The organism is Burkholderia sp. Bp8963 (genome assembly GCF_003854275.1).
Lineage (GTDB): Bacteria > Pseudomonadota > Gammaproteobacteria > Burkholderiales > Burkholderiaceae > Burkholderia.
In genome coordinates, this window is sequence record NZ_QTQP01000002.1 from 257,125 (window position 1) to 279,301 (window position 22,177).

A 22,177-nucleotide genomic window follows, 5' to 3' on the forward strand; every position below is an offset into this window, starting at 1 on the left:
TGAATGTCCTCGTGTGCTTCAGAAATAACCTTGCTTCTTGCGCTGTTCCATCGCGGCTTCGGACGCCTGATCGTCCATCCGGGTCGCGCCGCGTTCGGTGATCTCGGTCACCGCCGTCTCGGCGATGATCTTCTCGACGTCGTCCGCGTCGCTCTCGACCGGGCACGTGCAGCTGATGTCGCCGACCGTGCGGAAGCGCACCTGCGCGAGTTCGCTCGTCTCGCCTTCACGCATCGGCGTGAGCGGCGTGACCGGCACGAGCAGCCCGTTGCGGCGCACGATCTCGCGCTGGTGCGCGTAGTAGATCGACGGCAGTTCGAGGTTCTCGCGGGCGATGTATTGCCACACGTCGAGCTCGGTCCAGTTCGAGATCGGGAACACGCGCAGGTGCTCGCCGTTGTGCAGGCGCGCGTTGAACAGGCTCCACAGTTCCGGGCGCTGTGCCTTCGGATCCCACTGGCCGAATTCGTCGCGGAACGAGAAGATGCGCTCCTTCGCGCGCGCCTTCTCCTCGTCGCGGCGCGCACCGCCGATCATCGCGGTGAAGCCGTGCTGCTCGATCGTCTCGAGCAGCGTGACGGCCTGCGCGGCGTTGCGCGAATCGGTCTCGCGGCGCAGCACGACGGTGCCGCGCTTGATCGAGTCCTCGACGTGGCCGACGATCAGCTCGGCGCCGATCTCCTTCGCACGGCGATCGCGGAAGTCGATCACCTCTTCATAGTTGTGGCCCGTGTCGATGTGCACGAGCGGGAACGGCAGCGACGTCTTGCGGTTCGCGCCGAGGCCGAACGCCTTCAGCGCGAGATGCAGCACGACGACCGAATCCTTGCCGCCCGAGAACAGCAGCGCCGGCTTGCTGCACTCGGCCACGAGTTCGCGCAGGATGTGGATCGACTCGGCCTCGAGCCAGTCGAGGTGGCCCATGCGGCTGTCGTCGCCGGTGGGCGGGGCAAAGGCGGATTGCTCGAGCGTCGTGCTCATGATTTCAGTCCTTCTCTTCTGGGTTCGTGCCGCCCGCTTTCGCAGGCGGCGCATGTTCGGTCTTGTGTCGGTCGTTCAGTGCGCGGTGCCGGCCTCGGCCGCCGCGGGAATCGGCGTGATCGAGATGTGCAGCCCGCACTCCTTCGAATCGCGCGATTCCCACCACCAGCGGCCCGCCCGGCTGTCCTCGCCGGGACGGATCGCGCGCGTACACGGCTCGCAGCCGATGCTCGGATAGCCGCGCGCATGCAGCGGGTTGACCGGCACGTCGAATGCGTTCAGGTAGGCCCACACGTCGCTTTCCGTCCAGTCGGCGAGCGGGTTGTACTTCGCGATGCCGCGCGCGTCGTCGTGCTCGTCCTCGTGCAGTTCCGCACGCGTGACCGACTGCTCGCGGCGCTGGCCCGTGACCCACGCGTCGACGTCGGCGAGCGCACGGTTGAGCGGCTCGACCTTGCGGATGTGGCAGCAGGCCTTGCGCAGCTCGACGCTCTCGTAGAACGCGTTCAGGCCGTGGTCGGCGACATACTTGTCCACCGCATCCTGCTGCGGGTGGAACTGCTCGATCTCGTAGCCGTAACGCTCGCGCACACGGTCGATCATGCCGACCGTCTCCGCGTGCAGGCGGCCCGTGTTCAGCGAGAAGATGCCGATCGACACGCCCTTCGACAGGATCGCGTGCGTGACCAGCATGTCCTCGGCCGCGAGGCTGCTCGCGAACTTCACGTTCGGATGGCGCGCGGCAATCTGCGCGAGCAGCGCGTCGAGCCGTTCGACCTTCGCGGCGAGTTCCGGCGTCAGTGCGGTGGCGCGGGCGTCGCTCATGCGTTCACCTTTGCTTCTGCCGAGGCCGCACGGCGGCGGAACAGCGGCACCGGCTCGTCGAACGCGCCCTGGTAGCGCTGCGAGAATTCGTTGAACGCGTTCAGCGCGTCGTGGATGTCCTTGTCCGCGCGCACCGCGAACGCGTCGAAGCCGCAGCGCGACATGTACAGCAGCTGGTCGCGCAACACGTCGCCGATCGCGCGCAGCTCGCCCGTCCAGCCATGGCGCTCGCGCAGCAGGCGCGCGATGCTGTAGCCGCGGCCGTCCGCGAAGCGCGGGAACTCGACGCCGATCACCGTGATCGCGTCGAAGTCGGCGGCGAGATCCGCCGGATCGCTGTCCGGCGCGAGCCACACGCCGAGTTCGTCCTTCGTCTTCGCGGCGACGAGCGCCGCGCGCTCGGCCTGCCACAATGCGAACGGCACCAGCACCTTGCCGGCCGGCAACGCGTCGACTGCGGGCAGCGCGCCGTCTTCTGCCGCGCGCACGACCTGCCATGCGTCGTCGATCACTGCGCGGTTCTTGATAATCGAAGCCATCTGCTAATTCCTTCTACCCGGTTGGTTACGCGTTCACCGCCTGGCGCGACGCATACACGCGCTCCTTGAACGGCGCGATGCCGATGCGATCGTACGTGTCGATGAAGCGCTCGCCGTCGGTGCGCGACTCGACGAACGTGTCGATCAGCTTCGTGATCACGTCCGGCACTTCCTCCGCCGAGAACGACGGGCCGATCACGCGGCCGAGGCGCGCGCCGCCGTTGCCCGTGCCCTGCTCGCCGCCGAGCGACACCTGGTACCACTCGGCGCCGTCCTTGTCGACGCCGAGGATGCCGATGTTGCCGACGTGGTGGTGGCCGCACGAGTTCATGCAACCGGAAATGTTCAGCGACAGGTCGCCGAGGTCGTACACGTAGTCGAGATCGTCGAAGCGCTGCTGGATCCCCAGCGCGATCGGGATCGACTTCGCGTTCGCGAGCGAGCAGAAATCGCCGCCCGGGCACGCGATGATGTCGGTCAGCAGGCCGACGTTCGGCGTCGCGAAGCCGGCCGCCTTCGCCTTTTCCCACACCGCGAACAGGTCGCGCTTCTTCACGTTCGCGAGAATCAGGTTCTGCTCGTGCGACACGCGCAGCTCGCCGAACGAGTAGGCGTCCGCCCAGTCGGCGACCTGCTCCATCTGCTGGTCGGTCGCGTCGCCCGGCGCCACGCGGTGGTTCTTCAGCGACAGCGTGACGGACGCATAGCCCGGCACCTTGTGCGGTGCGACGTTGCGCTCGACCCAGCGGGCGAACGCCTTGTTGTCGAGCAGATGCTGCTCGAACGACGCGTCGGTGTCAGCGAGCTTCTCGTAGACAGGCGGCTTGAAATACTGCGACACACGGTCGACTTCAGCCTGCGTGAGCGTCGACGGGCCGTCCTTCAGATGCTGCCACTCTTCCTCGACCTGCTGCGCGAACTTCGCCGGCGACAGCGCCTTCACGAGGATCTTGATGCGGGCCTTGTACAGGTTGTCGCGGCGGCCGTAGCGGTTGTACACGCGCAGCACGGCTTCGCAGTAGGTCAGCAGGTGCTGCCACGGCAGGTCTTCCTTGATCACCGCGCCGATGATCGGCGTGCGGCCAAGGCCGCCGCCCGCGAGGATGCTCGCGACCACTTCGCCCTGCGCGTTCTTCTTCAGGTAGACGCCGAGGTCGTGGATCTGCACGGCCGCACGGTCATCCTTCGAGCCCGATACGGCGATCTTGAACTTGCGCGGCAGCCATGCGAATTCGGGATGGAACGTCGACCACTGGCGCAGGATTTCCGACCACGGACGCGGATCGATCTCCTCGTCCTGCGCGACGCCGGCGAACTGGTCGGCCGTGATGTTGCGGATGCAGTTGCCCGAGGTCTGGATCGCGTGCATCTGCACCGACGCGAGCTTCGCGAGGATCTCGGGCGTTTCTTCCAGCTGGATCCAGTTGAACTGGATGTTCGAGCGGGTCGAGAAGTGGCCGTAGCCGCGGTCGTGCTCGCGTGCGATGCGGGCCAGCATCCGCAGCTGGTCGCTGCGCAGGTTGCCGTACGGAATCGCGACGCGGTGCATGTACGCGTGACGCTGCATGTACAGGCCGTTCTGCAGGCGCAGCGGGCGGAATTCGTCTTCGCTCAACTCGCCCGACAAGCGACGGCGCACCTGGTCGCGGTACTGCGCGACGCGCTCGTCGACGATTGTCTGGTCGTATTGGTCGTACTGATACATTCGGGGACCCCAGGGTTTTCGTGGTGACCGCGCGACGTCCTAGCCACGTCGCGCCCGAATCTCCGTTCCGTCTCCGCGCCCGGCCATCCGTGGCCCGGTGGATTGCTAATGACGAAAACAGATATCCATATTTGAAAAACTCCGGTGAATCGTAATAAACTCGCCTTATATTTCAAACGACTAAAAAATTCTGTTGATATGCGGAAGGGTTATAAATGAACCTGCACCAATTTCGCTTCGTGCGCGAGGCCGTCCGGCAGAATTTCAACCTCACCGAGGCGGCCAAGGCGCTGTACACGTCGCAGCCGGGCGTATCCAAGGCGATCATCGAGCTTGAAGATGAACTGGGCGTGGAAATCTTCACGCGGCACGGCAAGCGCGTGCGCTCGCTGACCGAGCCCGGCCGGATCATCCTCGCGTCGGTCGAGCGGATCCTCCAGGAGGTCGAAAGCCTGAAAAGGGTCGGAAAGGATTACGCCGCGCAGGACCAGGGCAACCTGACGATCGCGGCGACCCACACGCAGGCCCGCTACTCGCTGCCGGCCGCGATCGCCGAATTCAAGAAGCGCTACCCGAAGGTGCACCTGTCGATCCTGCAAGGCAGCCCGACGCAGGTCGCCGAGATGGTGATCCACGACCAGGCCGACGTCGCGATCGCGACCGAGGCGATTGCCGACTACAAGGATCTCGTGTCGCTGCCCTGCTTCCAGTGGCACCACGCGGCCGTCGTGCCCGTCGATCACCCGCTGCTCGAGCGCAAGACGCCGACCCTCGACGATCTCGCGCAATACCCGCTGATCACCTACGACGACGCGTTCGCGGGCCGCAAGAAGATCAACCATGCGTTCGCGCTGCGCGGGCTGTCGCCGGACATCGTGCTCGAGGCGATCGACGCCGACGTGATCAAGACCTATGTCGAGCTCGGCCTCGGGGTCGGAATCATGGCCGACATCGCGTTCAACCCGGAGCGCGACCGCAACCTGCGGCTGATTCCGGTCGGCCACCTGTTCGGCAGCAACGTCACGCGCGTCGCGCTCAAGCAGGGCGCCTATCTGCGCAGCTATGTGTATACGCTCGTCGAGCTGCTGTCGCCGACGCTGAACCGCAAGCTGATCGAGCAGGCCCTCAAGGGCGAATCCGAATCGTATGAGCTTTGACGGGCGTGTATAAAGGCTGGGGCGCGAATTTGAACTGCGCCCCATTTTTTTACCCGTTGTTTCTGCCCGCCAGAGGACTTCGCATGACGCTTTCCGCCCTGCTGCGCGCCGCCGCTGGCGCCGCCGTCGTATTCGCCTGCGCCGCCGCGCACGCGGACCTGAAGGTCGGCATCGACCTGTCGACGACCGGCCCGGCCGCCGCGATCGGCATCACGAGCAAGAATGCGATCCTGATGTGGCCGAAAACCGTCGCCGGACAGAACCTGCAGGTGACGCTGCTAGACGACGCGTCCGACCCGGGCACCGCGGTGCGCAACATCCGCAAGCTGGTGTCGGAGGATCATGTCGACGTCGTGATCGGGCCGAACATCACGCCGGCCGCGCTCGCGGCGCTCGACGCGGTCGCCGCCGCACAAACGCCGATGATTACGCTGGTCGGCTCCGGCGCGATCGTCGAGCCGCAGGAAGGCGCACGCACGTGGGCGTTCAAGATGGCGCAGAGCGATCGCGCGATGGCCGACGTGATGACCCGCTACATGGCGAACCACGGCGTGAAGACGGTCGGCTTCATCGGCTTCGCGGACAGCTACGGCGACAGCTGGCTCAACGAGTTCACACGTTTCGCGGACCTGCGCAAGATCCATGTCGTCGCGACCGAGCGCTTCAACCGCACCGACGCGAGCGTTACCGGCCAGGCGCTGAAGCTGATCGCCGCGAAGCCGGACGCGATCCTGATCGCCGGCTCGGGCACGCCGGCTGTGCTGCCGCAGCGCACGCTGATCGAGCGCGGCTACAAGGGCCCGATCTACCAGACACACGGGATCGCGACGCCGGAATTCATCAAGCTCGGCGGCCACGACGTGGACGGGACGCTGTTCCCGACGCAGCCGGTCGTCGTCGCCCGCACGCTGCCGGCCGACCATCCGGCCCGCAAGGCCGCGCTCGCGTTCGTCGACGCGTACGAAGCGAAGTACGGCCCCGGCACCGTCACGCAGTTTGCGGGCGACGCGGCGGGCGTCTATCCGCGCCTCGCCGACGCGGTCGGCCGCGCGCTGAAGACCGCGCGGCCGGGCACGCCCGAGTTCCGCACGGCGTTGCGGCGCGAGCTCGAGCAGGCGCACGAGCTGGTCGTGCCGAACGGCGTCGTCAATACGAGCGACAAGGATCACGTCGGGCTCGACCAGCGTGCGAGCGTGATGGGGATCGTGAAGCACGGGGCGTTCGTCTACCTCAGTCAGTGAACGACCGACGGGCCGCTTGCCCGGAGCCGCGTTTTCGGAGATAATTTGCGTTTTCGCCGCGCGCAATCGCATGTGCGGCCATGAATTAGCCCAGGTGGTGAAATTGGTAGACGCAGGGGACTCAAAATCCCCCGCCGCAAGGCGTGCCGGTTCGATTCCGGCCCTGGGCACCATTACATAGTTTCAGGCAGTCCCGAGAATTCCCAAAACCCGCGTCAGCTCCAGGCTTTCGCGGGTTTTTTGTTTTCCGGGAAGTCCTGAGCGGAACCAAGCGCGACGACTCCAGGCGGGAGCTCGCGGCCGGCCTCGATTCGAACGCGACCTGTTGATCGAGCGAACGCAATCCGGCCTCAAGCGTGAACAAGCGGCCGGGAAGCATTGCGGCCGACCGCCGGCACTGAGCGAAGCTGAACGCGCCGCAGTGATCGCCCGCCTCGCCGCCGGCGCGAGCGTCGCGTCCCTCGCCAAGGAATTCAACACGAGTCGGCCGACAATCATGCGCATTCGCGACTCGCGCACCGGAAGCCGAAGGGCTCGATTGTATTAAGGCAGGTCAAAGGCCCGCTCGCGACGCAATATCACGATGCCGGCGACAGTTTCGCCGTCTTGTGGAGCTCGACCCAGTAGCCGTTGAGCTCATCGTCAGGCACGTTGAACCGCTGCAACCACGCCTCTGTTGCCACGCGGGTATTGAGCAACGGCGCGGTGCTATCTACCGTTCCGCCTTGCAGGATATCGGACGATTCCGCCACGATCGGGCGCAGCGCATGATTCAGCAGGACATACGCGGCAGGCGGCCGAGGCGGTATTCCCTTACCCACTGGAACGCCCGCAACCGGCTCCGTGCCCGCCTGAATGATGAGGCCGCCGTCGCCTAGCGGTGTCTTGCGGAACCAGTCAGGGGGAAGCATCAAGCCGTCGGCACCGCCGATGCTCCGAACGAGATCGGCATCGAGCGCAGTCAACCAGTCAACTGTCTTGATCTTGCCCGTTAGGTCGCGAACGGACGTGCTAGCGGGTTCTCCGACGTCGATACCTGGGCCATACCGCCGACACCAAAAATATTCGCTCGCCTCATTCGCCTCAATTTCGAGGGGGGGGAGATTCACACCGAACCCGCCGTGTCCCCAAATGGTTGGAACTATTGCGGCGAACTCCGCAAACATCGCCTCAAATACACCAGGGCAGATTTGCAGGAAGCGTCGCGGAACGGTGAAGGTCATCACGTCGAGGCCGCGGGTTCCCATTGCAGCTTGCCAGTCTTCCAGACAGAAGACGGAGAACTCGAAAAAACCCGTTGCGAGCTTGTGGTCCGCACTCGTCGTCGCAGACACGAGGATTTGGCTACTCGGCAATTCCGTTGCCAGTCGCGGGAAGCCACGAGCCTTGTCGAATGCCACCGGGCTCTCGCCCTCTTCGTAGAACCAACGCATCGGCCCGACTTTGGGCGGTTCAAGCCCCGCAGCCTTCGCGAACGCCAATTCGTAGTCTGTGATCGTCGTCAGGTAACGATCGTAGCAACGCACAAGCGCTTGCCGGACGGCCTTGGTGTGGCCATCCTTGAAGTAGAGCGCGCCACGCACGACTAGCGCCGCACCTACGATCGCCTTTTGATACGCAGGCTCGTATAGCCCGAATGGGAGGGTATCTTGTCGTCGTGGATCATTGGCCCACGCCACCAGCTCATCACGCGTCATGATCTTTAGGGAAATACGGAAACGCCAGGGTTTTGCGGAGGAAGTGGCAGGCCTGAGGGCCCCATACTGCTATGGCTTCCTGCGTCGTTCCCGAACACGTCGTCCGTTGCAGTATGGCTCTGTGTTGAGCGGGCCGATTGTGCCTCGGACTGCTTGTCTGAACACCCGCAGTTGGCTCGAGTCAGCGCAGCATACTTGCTTCTGCTGCCGGCAATGCGAATGTACGAATCTCTTTGTCCCTTCCCAAAGCCGTCATCGAATTTCATCTCTACTACCTTCTTGATATTCGATTGTACGGGCGGCTGAGACGGATCATTCACGATAACAACGTCGGGCCGCCGAACGCCGGGGCCGCCTGCTGCTTTGTCCCTGCGATAGCCGCCAATCCTGCCCGGCCACTTATCGCGAATCCAGTCCAACAGCGAATCGTGCGGTTCCAGGGGATCGTCATCCGACATGATCGGGGCGGGCGGTTCCTGCCTCAGGTCATATGAGACTTCTGGCAAATATGCCGTCGGCTTGCCACTCATCATGCGTGAAGTTTCGTTCGCCAAATCCAACCGTTGCGCGACGCACGCCTGCCTGAGTATGCGGCCGCCGCCCCGAGTCGCAATGCCAGCGGCGCTGCACTTGCACAATGCATCGCAGAGTACCTTCTTGTCGTCTGGCGAAAGGCCCTCTGTTGCGCCCACGACAGTCGTTTTCCCGTCGCCGCCGGCCGATCCACCAACAGCCGAACCGCCCGAATACCCGCCGCTCATGCTTCGCTCGTGCTCGCCGGCCCGGACGTTCCCTGATGGCTGAACGAAAGCGATGCCGCCTGATGGCTGTTGAGCCAGTCTGTGTGGCCGCTCGCGTCGGTCGCGCCTTGGATCGTCTTTCCATCCGCTGACGTGATGGTGTAGAGGTGGTTCGCAAGCGGGGCGCGCGTATTGTCGTCTACGAGCTTAAAGCGTCCGCGATATGCGCCGTCGTCTTGCGCGAGATTCTGAGCGACTACGCTTTTGCCCGCACCGACCGACCCGCCTACTCCGGACGTTGGCTCTACCGTCGCCATGCCTTGCGATGCGATCAGCGTCGCGCCGCAGGCCGTCTTGTCGCTTTCGGTCGCTACGGCTCGGCCGCCGAACGTCATGCTGCGAACCCGGACGCCAACGATCGGATAAACGCCGCCACATTTCGGGCACGACACCGTCACCGGGCGAACAAGGCTCCGCGTGCGCGTTGGCGCGAGGCGCGGGCGATCTTTCGCGCCGCCCGTACCAGTCCGGGGGCGTCCGATACCCGCGCAAGGTCAAGCGCGGTGCTGGCGTAGCGGCCCCGGCACCCAATTTCTCGGCGCAATACGCCAGGAACCCTCGAAACCCGCTCCAGCCCATAGCGGTGCGGGTCTTTTGTTTTCCGCCACACGCGCCGCAACACGCGGCCCCGCCCGGCTGTCCAAGCATTAGAAGGACGCAGCAAGGAGGCGGCCTATGTCCATGCGCGCAATTTCACGGCCAATCTGCGGCGCCGTGCTTGCCGCGGTTCTGTTGCTCATGCTCGGCGGATGCGACGCGCTGAGCGAGCCGCCCGTGCCCGACTGGCCGGGACCGCATGCGCCCTATCCGTTCCCGGACAACATCCCGCATCGCACCGAATGAGCGCGCCGCTCAGCCGTCGCCCCCGCTCTCCCGCAACGCCCCGCCCATCAGCTCTTCGAACCACTCAATGAACGCATTGAGCCGCCGCGAACGGTGCCGGCGGTGCGGATACACGGCCGACACGTCCATCGGCGCGGCCCGGTAGCCGGGCATCACCTCGACGAGCGCACCGCTGTCGAGCAGGTGTTCGACATCGAAGCGGGGAATCTGGATCAGCCCCATCCCAGCGAGACAGCTCGCGATATAGGTTTCGGCATTGTTGACGATCACTCGGCTCGGCAGCGCCAGCGCTTGCCGCGCGCCATCGGTGCAGATCTCCCACGGCAGCTCGCGGCCGCTCGCCGGCGATACGTAGCCGACCGCCCAATGTCCATGTGCAAGCGCATCCGGATGCGTCGGCACACCGTGTTCGCGCAGGTAGTCGGGGCTCGCGCAATTGACCAGCACGAACCGGCCGAGCGGCCGCGCGACGAGGCTGCTGTCCGCGAGCCAGCCGACGCGGATCGCGCAGTCGACGCCCTCCTGCACGAGATCGATCGAGCGGTCGGTCGAGCCGAGCGACAGCTGCAGCTTCGGGTAGCGGCGAAACAGCGACGGCAGCGCGGGAGCGATCACGCGCCGCGCGATGCGGCTCGGCACGTCGACGTTGAGCCGCCCGATCACGTCCCGGTCGCGGCCGCGGAACAGTCGGTCGAGCTCGTCCGCCTCCGCGAGCAGGCGCCGGCCTCGTTCGAGCAGCAGCGCGCCGTCGGCCGTCAGCTGCACCTGCCGCGTCGTGCGATGCAACAGGCGCGTGCCGACGCCCGTCTCGAGCTGCTGGACGGCCGCCGACACGGTCGCGCGCGGCACGTCGAGCGCATGCGCGGCCTTGATGAAGCTGCCCATCTCGGCAACCTGCAGGAAGATTCTGACCTGGTCCAGCTTGTCCATCGGCAAGGAGGTGGGTTCGTTCGGGCAATCGGGCGCCGCAACACGCGACGCAATCGCCCGGCAGCGGACATGAAAAAGGCGCGCGGCCTTCACGCCCGCGCGCCCGTCCATTGTCCACGCAAACCGGCCATTGCAGTGCGCGGTACGCGGTACGCGGTACGCGGTACGCGGCCCGCGCCGCGCCCGGACCGGTCGCTTACTTGGCCGCTTACTTGGTCGTATAACCGCCGTTGATCAGGATCGTCTGGCCCGTGATCCACCAGCCGTCGGTCACGAGGTGGCGGATGAACGGCACGACGTCCTCGATGTCGGTCAGGCCCGTCTTGCTGAACGGCGACAGCGCGGCCGCGGTCTTGTGGTACGCGACCGCGTCGGCGCCTTCGGCCGAATAGAAGAAGGGCGTATCCATCGGGCCCGGCCCGACGGCCGTCACCGAGATCCCGCGCGCGCCGTACTCCTTCGCGGCCGCGCGCGTGAAGTGCTCGACCGGCGCCTTCGACCCTTCGTAGGCCGCATAGAACGGCGTGAATGCGCCGAGCAGCGACGTCACGAGCGTGACGAGCTTGCCGTGATCCTCGAGATGCCGCCCCGCCTCCTTGATGAAGAAAAACGCCGACTTGCTGTTGACCGCGAACATGTCGTCGTACTCGGCCTCGCTGATCTCGGTGATCGGCTTCTTCAGCACCTTGCCGACCGTGTTGATCGCGATGTCGATCTTGCCGAAGCGCTGCTTCGCCGCATCGAACAGCTGCTCGACCGCACCGGCCGTCGTCAGGTCGGCCTGGAACGTCGCGGCGTCCGCGCCCGCCGCACGCACCGCGGCGGCCGTCTCCTCGGCCTGCGGCTGCGACGCCGCGCTGTTGTAGTGAATCGCCACCGCCTTCGCGCCGTGGCTCGCCAGGTCCTTCGCGATCAATCCGCCGAGGTTCTTTGCGCCGCCTGCGATCAGGACGACCTTGTCTGCGAGCGTGTGAGTGGCCACGGTTGACTCCTATCTCGTTGAACGAAATCCCGAGTGTAGGCACGTGTGCGGCGCCAGTCAGCCGGTCGCGGCTGGATGGATTATCCAGAAAATCGAGCCAATCCGGCGGGCGGGTCGCCCAACATCACGCCCGACACAACGCCAGTACGCCATCACGAACTGCTCCCGGATCGCGGGCCCGGTCGAGCTGCCGCGCCGGGCGACGTACCACGGCGCAGCCGGCTCAGCCTGCGTGCCGTTGCGCGTCGATCTTGCCGAGCAGCCACTGCATCCCGGCCAGATGCTGCTGGTCGTGGCTGCACAGGTAGTGGACGAGCCCGCGCACGGTCAGCGCACCGTAGCCGTCGAATTCGCCGGTGCGCGCGAGCTGGTCGGGCGTGAGGCGCGACACGAGGTCGAGCGTCTGGCGCCGCGCGTCGCGAAATGCGGCGAGCACGTCGTGCGCAGACGCGTGCTCGTAGCGCCGCTCGATCGCGAGCGCATCGCCGTCGATCGATACGAGCAGCGGATGCGCCTCATCGAGCATCCGGCGCAGCCGCACGTGATACCCGTCGATCTCGATATCGCGCACGTGGCAGAGCTGCCCGATCGGCGAATACCGTTCGCTCGGGATCCCCTCCCAGTCGTCGGGCGTCCAGCGCGCATACCCGTCGGGCACCGCCGCGAAATGCGCTTCGAGCAGGCGGGGAAAATCGGCAAGCGCGTCGAGGGTCGTCGGGTTCATGCGGGGGCCTCCCTGTCGGATCGGTGGGAAACGGATGGGTGAGACACGGGGATGAGCGAAACGCGTGGCAGCGGCGCGCGGCCGCCGCGATCACTTCACGCTGAACCGGTACGCGCCCTGGGTGCGGTGGCCATCGGTCGCGACGGCCACCCATTTCACCGTATAGGTGCTCGTGCCGACTGCGGACAGCGGCACCGTCATCCGCTTGCGGTTCGCGGCGTCGACGCTCGCCTTGCCGTCCGACACACTCTTGCCCGCGCCGTCGACGACGACGATCGAGCTGAACGCGGGCTCGAGCATCTCGGTGAAGTCGATCGTGACGGCAGACGGTGCGGCGCTCAGCGCCGCGTTCGCGGCCGGGTCGGTTTTCTCGGGCCGCGCATGCGCGAATGCGGCCGATGAAACGGTCGCGGCGAGCACGACGGCGGCAGCCTTGCGGCTGAGCGAGAGCAGATCGAAAGTCATGGCGGATCCGTGAAGAAAATGACCGGGCGGCGCACGAAGCATGCCGCCCGAAACGTTCCGGCAGCTTACCAGCCGCGCGCGCGTCGTGCCGCCGACCGCGTGCCGCTTGATAGAATGCACGCGCTATGGATCTCGAACGCATTCTCTTCACCCAGGGCTTCGGCTCGCGCCGCCAGTGCCGCGCGCTGATCGAGGCCGCGCGCGTCGCGGTCGCCGGCGCATGCTGCACCGACCCCGATGCCGACTTCGACACCGACGGGCTCGTGTTCTCGGTCGACGACACCGCGTGGCCGTTCCATGCGCACGCGTATCTCGCGCTCAACAAGCCGGCCGGCTACGAGTGCTCGCGCGATCCGCAGCATCACGCGAGCGTGTTCAGCCTGCTGCCGGCGCCGCTCGCCGCCCGCGGCGTGCAGTGCGTCGGCCGCCTCGACCAGGACACGACGGGCCTGCTGCTGCTGTCCGACGATGGCCAGTTCGTCCACGCTTACACGTCGCCGAAGCGCAAGGTGCCGAAGACCTACGTCGCGACCGTGCGCCACCCGCTCGACGACGCACAGCTGCACGCCCTGCGCGCGGGCGTACAGCTTCACGGCGAGCCGAAACCGATCGCCGCGGTGGCCGCCGATGCGCGCGACACGCACCTGCTCGCGCTGACCGTGCTCGAAGGCAAATATCACCAAGTGAAACGAATGGTCGCGGCCGCGAGCAATCGCGTCGAGGCGCTGCACCGCGAAAGCATCGGCGGCTTCACGCTGCCGGCTGACCTCGAACCGGGCGCATGGCGCTGGCTGAGCGAGGCCGACCTCGCGTCGCTGCGCGACCCCGCCCGAACCCGCTAAGGGAAAATCCGCACGACCGTTCGGCAACCGACGGCGGCTCGGCGGCCCGATCCCCCGCTATACTCGAATTACAAGCTGTTACGAGCAGCGATGCTGGGGAGACATCATGCATACGACCAATTCGATCGACATGTCATACGTGATGCTCGCGTTCGCGGTGGTCGGCACGCTCGCGATCGGCGGGCTGCTGGCCTTCATGCGCGCGAAGCACAAATACCATCCGAACCTGATTGGCGCGCTGATCGGCGCGCTGCTGTGCTTCCTGCTGATCGAGGCGTTACCGGCGCTGACCTGATGCATGGCCGGCCCCGAGCGTTTGAAGGAATTCGTCTACGGTCGGATAGCGCAACGTCACGCACAATTCGCGCTTCAGGCGTGCATTGGACAGCCGCCGCGACTCGCGCATGAACGACAGCAGCGTCGGTTCGAGCAGGCGCTCGGCGTCGGCACGGCTCACGCGCGGCGGCGGCGGCAGGCCGAACGCGTGCGCGACCCGGTCGAAATACTCCCCCATCCGCAGTTCGCTGTCGTCCGACGCGTGCACCGCGCGCGACGGCCTGCCGCGCACTGCCGCGCGCCGCAGGATCGCCGCGAGATCGTCCGCGTGGATGTGGTTCGTATAGACGTCGTCGGCCGGTTCGAGCGCCGGCGTGCCGCGTTCGAGGCGCGCGAGCGGCAGCCGGTTCGCCGCATAGATGCCGGGGATCCGGACGATCCGCGCGGACAGCACGCTGCGCACGGTCGCGGCGCGCAGCTGGCGCTCCGCCGATACGCGGCGCACCGCGCGCGGGTTCGCGGGTCGCAGCGGGTGCGTCTCGTCGATGCGCGCGCCACCGCAGTCGCCGTAAACGCCTGTCGTACTGGCGTAGACGAGCCGCGGCGCGCGAAGGCCGTCGGGTACAATACGCGCTGCCCGGACGGGCGCGCCGGCCGGCCTGGCCGCCGCGCGCGCACTGCGCAGCCTGCCGTACGCCGGCGCCGGCTGAAACGACGTCCGCCGTGCGGGCGCGGTCAGCGCCGCGACGAGCGCACGCGTGCGCCGATCCTCGCTGCCGTCGGACTGCGGCGGCGCGAGATGCAGGATCGTGCGGGCAAGGCCCGCAATGCGCGCGAGCGTGTGCGGGCGGTCGAGGTCGCCGACGATCGGCGTCGCGCCCGCGGCGCGCAGTTCGTCACGCCGGGCCGGATGGCTCGTCAGCGCGACGATCCGCAGGTCGCCGCGCCGCGCGCGCCATTGCGCGATGCAGCGCAGGCCGACGTCGCCGCAGCCGACGATCAGCACGCGCGGCCGGCGCAGGATTCGTGTCGCGATCATGATGTTTGCGAGATCAGTAGCCACCGTTGCGCAACGCGCAACGGGTTGCATTGTAGCTGCCGTGTGCAACCTGCACGGTCCCACATTTTGTTCTAGTTGGTTCTATGGCATTCAACGTCACTCTCAAGCAAAGCGGCCGGCAGTTCCAGGTCGAGTCGGACGAAACCGTGCTGGCAGCCGCGCTGCGCCAGAACGTCCACCTGCCGTACGGCTGCAAGAACGGCGCATGCGGCTCCTGCAAGGGCCAGATCGTGTCGGGCCAGATCGAACAAGGCCCGCATGCCGCGTCGGCACTGTCCAACGACGAACGCACCCGCGGCCTCGCGCTGCTGTGCTGCTCGAAGGCGCAATGCGATCTCGAGATCGACGTGCGCGAGATCGCCGGCGTCGACGGCGTGCAGGTCAAGAAGCTGCCGTGCCGCATCGCCGCGCTCGAACGCAAGGTCGACGACGTGATGGTGCTGAAACTGCAGTTGCCCGCGAATGAGCGCCTGCAGTACCTCGCCGGCCAGTACCTCGAATTCATCCTGAAGGACGGCTCGCGCCGCAGCTATTCGATGGCGAATGCGCCGCACGAGGAAGGCCCCGTCGAACTGCACATCCGCCACATGCCGGGCGGCAAGTTCACCGACCACGTGTTCGGCGCGATGAAGGAGCGCGACATCCTGCGCTTCGAAGGCCCGCTCGGCACGTTCTTCCTGCGCGAGGACTCCGACAAGCCGATCGTGCTGCTCGCGTCGGGCACCGGCTTCGCGCCGATCAAGGCGATCATCGAGCACGTGAAGCATTCCGGCATCACGCGGCCGATGACGCTCTATTGGGGCGCGCGCCGCAAGAAGGACATCTACCTCGGCGAACTCGCGGAGCAATGGGCGAGCGAGATCCCGAACTTCAGGTTCGTGCCGGTGCTGTCGGAGCCGGACGATGCCGACGCGTGGACGGGCCGCACCGGCTTCGTCCATCGCGCAGTGATCGAGGACCTGCCCGACTTGTCCGCCTACCAGGTCTATGCGTGCGGCGCGCCGGTGATGGTCGAGTCCGCGCAACGCGACTTCACGCAGCATCACGGCCTGCCCGCGGACGAGTTCTACGCGGACTCGTTCACGAGCGCCGCCGATCTCGCGCATCCGGTCTGAGCCCGGCCGGCTCCCGCGCCCCGCGGGGCCGCCGCGACACATTTGTTGCATCGCGGCGGTTTACAGTGGGACGCGGGATGCCGTATGCTTGCGCACATGAACCGCTTCCTGTCCGCTCTCCGACGTCGCCGCTCGCCGCTCCTCCCGGATGCCGCCGGCTCGTCACGGACTCGCGCGTAACCCCCGCCCCGCTTCACCGGTTACGCACAAGCTGTTCGAACCACCCAGCCACGGCATCCACCGTGGCTTTTTTATTGTCTTTTTCCTTTGACCGTCCGCTGGAGTCTGCCGTCATGCCCCTGAACGATTATCCGATCGACTCGCTGATGTACATCACGAACCGCCCCGACATCGTGTTCACGCACGGCAAGGGTTCGTGGCTCTACGATCACACCGGCAAGCGCTATCTGGATTTCATCCAGGGCTGGGCGGTCAACAGCCTCGGACACTGTAACGACGGCGTCGTCGAGGCGCTCAAGTCGCAGGCGGAAAAGCTGCTGAACCCGTCGCCGGCGTTCTACAACGAACCGATGGCGAAGCTCGCGAGCCTGCTCACGCAGCACGGCGCGTTCGACAAGGTGTTCTTCACGAACAGCGGCGCCGAAGCAAACGAAGGCGCGATCAAGCTCGCGCGCAAGTGGGGCCGCAAGTTCAAGGACGGCGCGTACGAGATCATCACGTTCGATCACAGCTTCCACGGCCGCACGCTCGCGACGATGTCGGCGAGCGGCAAGCCGGGCTGGGACACGATCTACGCGCCGCAGGTGCCGGGCTTCCCGAAGGCCGAGCTGAACAACATCGAGTCGGTCGAGAAGCTGATCAACGGCAAGACCGTCGCGGTGATGCTCGAGCCGATCCAGGGCGAAGGCGGCGTGGTCCCGGCGACGCGCGAATTCATGCGCGCGCTGCGCGCGCTGACGAAGCAGCACAACCTGCTGTTGATCGTCGACGAAGTGCAGAGCGGCTGTGGCCGTGCGGGCACGCTGTTCGCGTACGAGCTCGCCGACATCGAGCCGGACATCATGACGCTCGCCAAGGGCATCGGCGGCGGCGTGCCGCTCGGGGCGCTGCTGTCGAAGGCCGACGTCGCGGTGTTCGAGGCCGGCGACCAGGGCGGCACCTACAACGGCAACCCGCTGATGACGGCGGCCGGCTACGCGGTGATCTCGCAGCTCGTCGCGCCTGGCTTCCTCGAAGGCGTGCGCGCACGCGGCGAATACCTGAAGCGCAAGCTGCTCGAGCTGTCGGAAGAACGCGGCTTCGAGGGCGAGCGCGGCGAGGGCCTGCTGCGCGCGCTGCTGCTCGGCAAGGACATCGGTCCGCAGATCGTCGAGAAGGCGCGCGAGATGCAGCCGGACGGCCTGCTGCTGAACGCGGCGCGCCCGAACCTGCTGCGCTTCATGCCGGCGCTGAACGTGACCACCGAAGAGATCGACCAGATGATGGCGATGCTGCGATCGGTGCTCGACACGCTCTGACGAGATCCGACCGATGGATATCGCCGCCGATGACGTCGCGATCCGTCCGTTCGATCGCGCCGATACCGACGCCGTGCTCGCGGTCTGGCGCGACGCGTTCCCTCAGTACACCGAGACGGACACGCCGCCGCACCGCGATCCGGTGCGATCGATCGAGCTGAAGCTCGCGACGCAACCCGAGCTGTTCTTCGTCGCGGTCTGCGGCGCGCGCGTCGTCGGCACGCTGATGGCCGGCTTCGACGGCCATCGCGGCTGGCTGTATTCGTTCGGCGTCGCGCACGACGCGCGCCGGCTCGGCGTCGGCCGCGCGCTGATCGCGCATGCGGAAGCCGCGCTCGTCGCGCGCGGCTGCCTGAAGGTGAACCTGCAGGTGCTGCCCGGCAACGACGACGCGTGCCATTTTTATGCGGCGCTCGGCTATCAGGTCGAGGAGCGCATTTCGTTCGGCAAGCTGCTGCCGGCCGCATGAAGCAAATGCCTCATGCGTGCTCTCCGTGTGCCGATGGGCTGCCCATGCTACGCGGCCCGCATGTCGGTTTGCGGACGCGCGGCGCATAAAAAAAAGCCGTCACGGCGAACCGTGACAGCCTTTCGAAAGCCCTGCGCGTCGCGTGCGGCCGCAGCCGCACCGGCGCGCCGGGCCCGCTCATTCACACACTCATTCGCCCAAGTATGCGGCCCGCACCTTCGGATCGTCGAGCATCTGCTTCGCTTCGCCTTCCATCGTGACCGTGCCCGAGTCCATCACATAGCCGCGGTCCGCCGCCTGCAGCGCGAGGCGCGCATTCTGCTCGACCAGCAGCACCGTGATGCCCTCCTTCGAGATCGTCCGCACCACTTCGAAGATCTTCTCGACCATGATCGGCGACAGGCCCATCGACGGCTCGTCGAGCAGCAGCAGCTTCGGCTTGGAGAGAATCGCGCGCGACATCGCCAGCATCTGCTGCTCGCCGCCCGACAGCGTGCCCGCGAGCTGCGTCGCACGCTCCTTCAGCCGCGGGAAGAAGCCGAACATCCGGTCGACGTCCTGCTTGATCCCGTCCGCGTCGTTGCGCAGGTACGCACCCATCTGCATGTTCTCGAGGATCGACATCCGCGCGAAGATCCCGCGGCCTTCCGGCACCATCGCGAGGCCGTGCTTCAGCAACTCGTGCGTCGGCACGCCCTTGATCGACTTGCCGTCGTACTCGATGTCGCCCGCCGAATACGCCTTCAGACCCGTGATCGCCTTCATCGTCGTGGTCTTGCCGGCGCCGTTCGCGCCGATCAGCGTCACGAGTTCGCCCTGGCGGACTTCCATGTCAACGCCCTTGACGGCCTGAATGCCGCCGTAGTTGACCTGCAAGCCCTTGATTTTCAACATTGCCGCTGCCATCAGTGCACCCCTGCGCCGAGATATGCCTCAATCACCTTCGGATTCTTCTGCACGTCCTGCGGCAGACCCTCGGCGATCACCTTGCCGTAATCGAGCACCGTCATCCGGTTGCACAAGTGCATCACGAGCTTCACGTCGTGCTCGATCAGCAGAATCGTGCGGCCGTCCGAACGGATCTTGTCGAGCAGGCGCGTCAGTTCCACTTTCTCCGTTGCGTTCATCCCCGCCGCCGGCTCGTCGAGTGCGAGCAGCTTCGGGTCGGTCGCCAGCGCGCGCGCGATTTCGAGGCGACGCTGGTGGCCGTACGACAGGTTGCGCGACGTGTAGTCCGCGTACTGCAGCACGCCGACGTATTCGAGCAGCTCGATCGCGCGCTCCTTGATTTCACGCTCTTCCTGGCGCTCGGCCGGCGTCTGGAACACCGCACCGAGCAGCCCGTGCTTGGTGCGCACGTGGCGCCCCACCATCACGTTCTCGAGTGCCGTCATCCCGCCGAACAGGCGGATGTTCTGGAACGTGCGCGCAATGCCCGTCTTCGCGACCTGATGCACTGCGGTCGGCTTGTATTCCGCGCCGTCCAGCTTGAACTCGCCGGAGTCCGGCGTGTACAGGCCCGTGATCACGTTGAAGAACGTCGTCTTGCCGGCGCCGTTCGGGCCGATCAGGCCGTAGATCTCGCCTTCCTTGATCTCGAGGCCGACGTCGGACAGTGCCTGCAGGCCGCCGAACCGCTTGTTCACGCCTTTCACGGACAGTCGGATTTGCTTGTCGCTCATGTGTGTTTCTCCTTCCGCTGTCAGTCCGTTACGCGCGCGCCGACTTGGCGCTGCGCTTCGCCAGTTTCGCGATCTTGTCCTCATGCTTCGGCGCGGGCCACAGGCCTTCCGAGCGATACAGCATGATGATCACCATTGCGAGGCCATACAGCGCCTGGCGGATCACTTCGGTATCGACAACTTCATGGCCGAAGACCGCGTTCTGCAGCGGGCCCATCGTCGAACGCAGGAATTCCGGGAAGATCGCGAGCAGCACCGCGCCGAGGATCACGCCCGGGATGTGGCCCATGCCACCCAGCACCACGCAGGCCAGCACCACGATCGATTCCCAGAACGTGAACGATTCCGGCGACACGAAGCCCTGGAACGAACCGAACATCGCGCCCGACAGGCCGCCGAACGACGCGCCCATCGCGAACGCGAGCAGCTTCACGTTGCGGGTGTTGATGCCCATCGCCTTCGCCGCGATTTCGTCCTCGCGGATCGCCGCCCATGCGCGGCCGATACGCGAATGCTGCAGGCGCGTACAGGTCCAGATCACCAGCAGCGCGCACAGCACGAACAGGTAGTAGTACATGTAGACCGACGGCAGCTGGATGCCGAACAGCGAGTGCGTCTGCGCGAGGCTGAAATCGCCGACGTGCACCGGATCGATCCCCGTGATCCCCTTCGGGCCGTTCGTGATGTTCACCGGACGGTCGAGGTTGTTCATGAAGATCCGCACGATTTCACCGAAGCCGAGCGTGACGATCGCGAGATAGTCGCCGCGCAGCCGCAACGTCGGCGCGCCGAGCAGGATCCCGAAGATCGCGGCGATTGCCATCGCGATCGGCACGATGATCAGGAACGGCACGTGCAACCCGGCGGGCGCGAGGTTCGCGATCCACTCGAACTGCGAGGTGAGGTGCGGCGAGCTCAACAACGCCGCCGTGTACGCGCCCACCGCGTAGAACGCGATGTAGCCGAGGTCGAGCAGGCCGGCAAAGCCGACCACCACGTTCAGGCCCAGCGCGAGCATCACGTACAGCATCGCGAAGTCGAGCACGCGGACCCAGTAGTTGCCGCCCGCCGCGCCGATGATGATCGGTGCGGCAATCACGAACGCCGCCGTGAGGATGCCGATGGTGACGGTCTTCGCGGTGTTGCGTTCTTCGACGAGCGTCGTCGAGGTTTCGATCGGTTGAATGGATGTCATGTTCTTGCTCCCCTTCCGTTACGCGCGGTCCGCGACCCGTTCGCCGAGCAGGCCCGACGGACGGAACACGAGAACGATGATCAGCACGATGAATGCGAACACGTCCTGGTAGTTACTGCCGAACACGCCGCCCGTCAGATTGCCGATATAGCCGGCACCCAGCTGCTCGATCAGACCGAGCACCACCCCGCCGACCATCGCGCCCGCGAGGTTGCCGATGCCGCCCAGCACCGCCGCGGTGAATGCCTTCATGCCGGGAATGAAGCCCATGTAGAAGTGCACGTTGCCGTATTCGGACGCGATCATCACGCCGGCCAGCGCCGCGAGCGCCGAGCCGATCATGAAGGTCGCCGAGATCACGAAGTTCGGGTTCACGCCCATCAGGCTCGCGGTGTTCGGGCTTTCCGCGATCGCGCGCATCGCGCGGCCGAGCTTGGTCTTGTGCACGAGCAGCAGCAGGCCGCCCATCACGAGGAACGCGACGGCGATGATCACGACTTCCGTCATCGAGATCACGGCGCCAGGCGTCGTGTCGGTCGCCTTGATCACGTTGATCGGGTCGGTCGGCAACAGCTGCGGAAACGGCATCGGGTTGCGCGACCAGATGATCATCGCGGCGGTCTGCAGCAGGATCGACACGCCGATCGCGGTGATCAGCGGGGCGAGGCGCGGCGCGCGGCGCAGCGGCCGGTACGCGACCCGCTCGATCGTGTAGCCCACGCACGCGCAGACGATCGCGGCAATGCCGAGGCCGATCGTCAGCGTCGCGACGTTGCCCAGCTGCGGGAAGTGGTTCTGCAGCACGGTGATCGCGGACAACGCGACCATCGCGCCGATCATCAGCACATCGCCGTGCGCGAAGTTGATGATGCCGAGAATGCCGTACACCATCGTGTAACCCAACGCGATGATGGCGTACACACTGCCGAGCACCAGCCCGTTGAGGATCTGCTGGACGAAGATATCCATTTAAAGCTCCTTGGCCCATGCTGCCGGAAGAGGCTTCGCCCCGCGGGTAAGCGAGGAATCACGTCGTCTCGGCGGCACTGCGAGTACTAGAAAAGACCGGTAAGGGTGGATCGTCCCGGCGTGCGCGGCCCAGCCTGTACGGCCGGACCTGCCGCCGGAGCGGATACAGAAACGGCACCGCACTGTTCCGGTGCCGTCACGA

24 protein-coding genes, 1 tRNA gene and 1 pseudogene are annotated in these 22,177 nt (G+C 66.0%); 10 read left to right on the plus strand and 16 right to left on the minus strand.

The window, feature by feature from the left end:
• Nucleotides 1-18: 18 nt before the first annotated feature.
• From cysD to DID96_RS03060, 4 genes are all read right to left on the minus strand, one after another.
• Nucleotides 19-981 (minus strand): sulfate adenylyltransferase subunit CysD, encoded by a 963-nt coding sequence (gene cysD / locus DID96_RS03045; protein ID WP_124597782.1) that lies wholly within the window; start codon nt 979-981, stop codon nt 19-21.
• Nucleotides 982-1,056: 75 nt separating this feature from the next.
• Nucleotides 1,057-1,806, minus strand: a complete 750-nt coding sequence (locus DID96_RS03050) for a phosphoadenylyl-sulfate reductase (RefSeq protein WP_124597783.1) — start codon at nt 1,804-1,806, stop codon at nt 1,057-1,059.
• Nucleotides 1,803-2,345 carry a DUF934 domain-containing protein gene (locus DID96_RS03055; protein ID WP_124597784.1) on the minus strand — a complete coding sequence of 181 codons (543 nt, stop codon included), beginning with the start codon at nt 2,343-2,345 and terminating at the stop codon, nt 1,803-1,805. Before DID96_RS03055 ends, DID96_RS03050 begins: the two co-directional genes overlap by 4 nt.
• A 25-nt stretch (nt 2,346-2,370) precedes the next feature.
• Nucleotides 2,371-4,050 (minus strand): nitrite/sulfite reductase, encoded by a 1,680-nt coding sequence (locus DID96_RS03060; protein ID WP_124597785.1) that lies wholly within the window; start codon nt 4,048-4,050, stop codon nt 2,371-2,373.
• A 215-nt stretch (nt 4,051-4,265) separates the two neighbouring features.
• On the opposite strand from DID96_RS03060, the gene DID96_RS03065 reads away from it, so the two are divergent.
• The 4 genes and pseudogenes from DID96_RS03065 to DID96_RS03080 form a co-directional block, all read left to right on the plus strand.
• The gene (locus DID96_RS03065; RefSeq protein WP_124597786.1) at nt 4,266-5,207 is read left to right on the plus strand and encodes a CysB family HTH-type transcriptional regulator; all 942 of its coding nucleotides are present in this window, start codon (nt 4,266-4,268) and stop codon (nt 5,205-5,207) included.
• An 83-nt stretch (nt 5,208-5,290) separates the two neighbouring features.
• The gene (locus DID96_RS03070) at nt 5,291-6,448 is read left to right on the plus strand and encodes an ABC transporter substrate-binding protein (protein ID WP_124597787.1); all 1,158 of its coding nucleotides are present in this window, start codon (nt 5,291-5,293) and stop codon (nt 6,446-6,448) included.
• 88 nt (nt 6,449-6,536) lie between these two features.
• Nucleotides 6,537-6,621 (plus strand) — tRNA-Leu (locus DID96_RS03075).
• Between the two features lie 137 nt (nt 6,622-6,758).
• Nucleotides 6,759-6,995 (plus strand): annotated as a pseudogene (locus DID96_RS03080) (helix-turn-helix domain-containing protein); the annotation flags it as partial.
• A 31-nt stretch (nt 6,996-7,026) separates the two neighbouring features.
• Here the strand turns inward: DID96_RS03080 and DID96_RS03085 are convergent.
• From DID96_RS03085 to DID96_RS03095, 3 genes are read right to left on the minus strand one after another with little or no spacing between them, the layout of a single operon-like run.
• On the minus strand, nt 7,027-8,145 hold the full coding sequence (locus tag DID96_RS03085; protein ID WP_124597788.1) for a DUF3396 domain-containing protein: 1,119 nt from the start codon (nt 8,143-8,145) through the stop codon (nt 7,027-7,029).
• 5 nt (nt 8,146-8,150) lie between these two features.
• Nucleotides 8,151-8,906: a VRR-NUC domain-containing protein gene (locus DID96_RS03090; protein WP_124597789.1), complete on the minus strand. Its 756-nt coding sequence runs from the start codon at nt 8,904-8,906 to the stop codon at nt 8,151-8,153.
• Complete coding sequence (locus DID96_RS03095) at nt 8,903-9,343, minus strand: PAAR domain-containing protein (protein WP_260463787.1); 441 nt, start codon at nt 9,341-9,343, stop codon at nt 8,903-8,905. Before DID96_RS03095 ends, DID96_RS03090 begins: the two co-directional genes overlap by 4 nt.
• Before the next feature lie 277 nt (nt 9,344-9,620).
• Here DID96_RS03095 and DID96_RS38190 point away from each other — a divergent pair, with 277 nt between their 5' ends.
• The gene (locus tag DID96_RS38190) at nt 9,621-9,788 is read left to right on the plus strand and encodes a hypothetical protein (protein ID WP_185732160.1); all 168 of its coding nucleotides are present in this window, start codon (nt 9,621-9,623) and stop codon (nt 9,786-9,788) included.
• Nucleotides 9,789-9,797: 9 nt separating this feature from the next.
• On the opposite strand, the gene DID96_RS03100 is transcribed toward DID96_RS38190, so the two are convergent.
• The 4 genes from DID96_RS03100 to DID96_RS03115 form a co-directional block, all read right to left on the minus strand.
• Nucleotides 9,798-10,718 (minus strand): LysR family transcriptional regulator, encoded by a 921-nt coding sequence (locus DID96_RS03100; protein WP_124597791.1) that lies wholly within the window; start codon nt 10,716-10,718, stop codon nt 9,798-9,800.
• A gap of 208 nt (nt 10,719-10,926) precedes the next feature.
• Complete coding sequence (locus DID96_RS03105) at nt 10,927-11,700, minus strand: SDR family oxidoreductase (RefSeq protein ID WP_124597792.1); 774 nt, start codon at nt 11,698-11,700, stop codon at nt 10,927-10,929.
• A 223-nt stretch (nt 11,701-11,923) separates the two neighbouring features.
• The gene (locus tag DID96_RS03110) at nt 11,924-12,424 is read right to left on the minus strand and encodes a DinB family protein (protein ID WP_124597793.1); all 501 of its coding nucleotides are present in this window, start codon (nt 12,422-12,424) and stop codon (nt 11,924-11,926) included.
• Between the two features lie 90 nt (nt 12,425-12,514).
• Nucleotides 12,515-12,889, minus strand: a complete 375-nt coding sequence (locus DID96_RS03115; RefSeq protein WP_124597794.1) for a copper resistance protein CopC — start codon at nt 12,887-12,889, stop codon at nt 12,515-12,517.
• Nucleotides 12,890-13,014: 125 nt separating this feature from the next.
• On the opposite strand from DID96_RS03115, the gene DID96_RS03120 reads away from it, so the two are divergent.
• A complete protein-coding gene (locus DID96_RS03120) occupies nt 13,015-13,731 on the plus strand; it encodes a pseudouridine synthase (protein ID WP_124597795.1) in 717 nt (238 codons plus the stop codon).
• A gap of 106 nt (nt 13,732-13,837) precedes the next feature.
• Nucleotides 13,838-14,026 (plus strand): hypothetical protein, encoded by a 189-nt coding sequence (locus DID96_RS03125; protein ID WP_124597796.1) that lies wholly within the window; start codon nt 13,838-13,840, stop codon nt 14,024-14,026.
• Here DID96_RS03125 and DID96_RS03130 read toward each other — a convergent pair.
• Nucleotides 14,009-15,046, minus strand: coding sequence for an NAD-dependent epimerase/dehydratase family protein (locus tag DID96_RS03130; RefSeq protein WP_124597797.1), 1,038 nt, complete (start codon nt 15,044-15,046; stop codon nt 14,009-14,011). The genes DID96_RS03125 and DID96_RS03130 overlap by 18 nt on opposite strands.
• Nucleotides 15,047-15,150: 104 nt before the next feature.
• Here DID96_RS03130 and DID96_RS03135 point away from each other — a divergent pair, with 104 nt between their 5' ends.
• The 3 genes from DID96_RS03135 (at nt 15,151) to DID96_RS03145 (ending at nt 18,129) form a co-directional block, all read left to right on the plus strand.
• Nucleotides 15,151-16,182, plus strand: coding sequence for a CDP-6-deoxy-delta-3,4-glucoseen reductase (locus DID96_RS03135; RefSeq protein ID WP_124597798.1), 1,032 nt, complete (start codon nt 15,151-15,153; stop codon nt 16,180-16,182).
• Between the two features lie 293 nt (nt 16,183-16,475).
• Nucleotides 16,476-17,660: an acetylornithine transaminase gene (locus tag DID96_RS03140; protein WP_124597799.1), complete on the plus strand. Its 1,185-nt coding sequence runs from the start codon at nt 16,476-16,478 to the stop codon at nt 17,658-17,660.
• 13 nt (nt 17,661-17,673) lie between these two features.
• Complete coding sequence (locus DID96_RS03145; RefSeq protein ID WP_124597800.1) at nt 17,674-18,129, plus strand: GNAT family acetyltransferase; 456 nt, start codon at nt 17,674-17,676, stop codon at nt 18,127-18,129.
• 189 nt (nt 18,130-18,318) lie between these two features.
• Here DID96_RS03145 and DID96_RS03150 read toward each other — a convergent pair whose 3' ends face one another.
• The 4 genes from DID96_RS03150 to DID96_RS03165 are packed head-to-tail and all read right to left on the minus strand — an operon-like array spanning nt 18,319 to nt 21,975.
• Nucleotides 18,319-19,035, minus strand: a complete 717-nt coding sequence (locus tag DID96_RS03150; RefSeq protein ID WP_124597801.1) for an ABC transporter ATP-binding protein — start codon at nt 19,033-19,035, stop codon at nt 18,319-18,321.
• Nucleotides 19,035-19,811: an ABC transporter ATP-binding protein gene (locus DID96_RS03155; RefSeq protein WP_124597802.1), complete on the minus strand. Its 777-nt coding sequence runs from the start codon at nt 19,809-19,811 to the stop codon at nt 19,035-19,037. Before DID96_RS03155 ends, DID96_RS03150 begins: the two co-directional genes overlap by 1 nt.
• 28 nt (nt 19,812-19,839) lie before the next feature.
• A complete protein-coding gene (locus DID96_RS03160) occupies nt 19,840-21,006 on the minus strand; it encodes an ABC transporter permease subunit (RefSeq protein ID WP_124597803.1) in 1,167 nt (388 codons plus the stop codon).
• A gap of 18 nt (nt 21,007-21,024) precedes the next feature.
• On the minus strand, nt 21,025-21,975 hold the full coding sequence (locus DID96_RS03165) for a branched-chain amino acid ABC transporter permease (RefSeq protein ID WP_124597804.1): 951 nt from the start codon (nt 21,973-21,975) through the stop codon (nt 21,025-21,027).
• Nucleotides 21,976-22,177 lie beyond the last annotated feature (202 nt).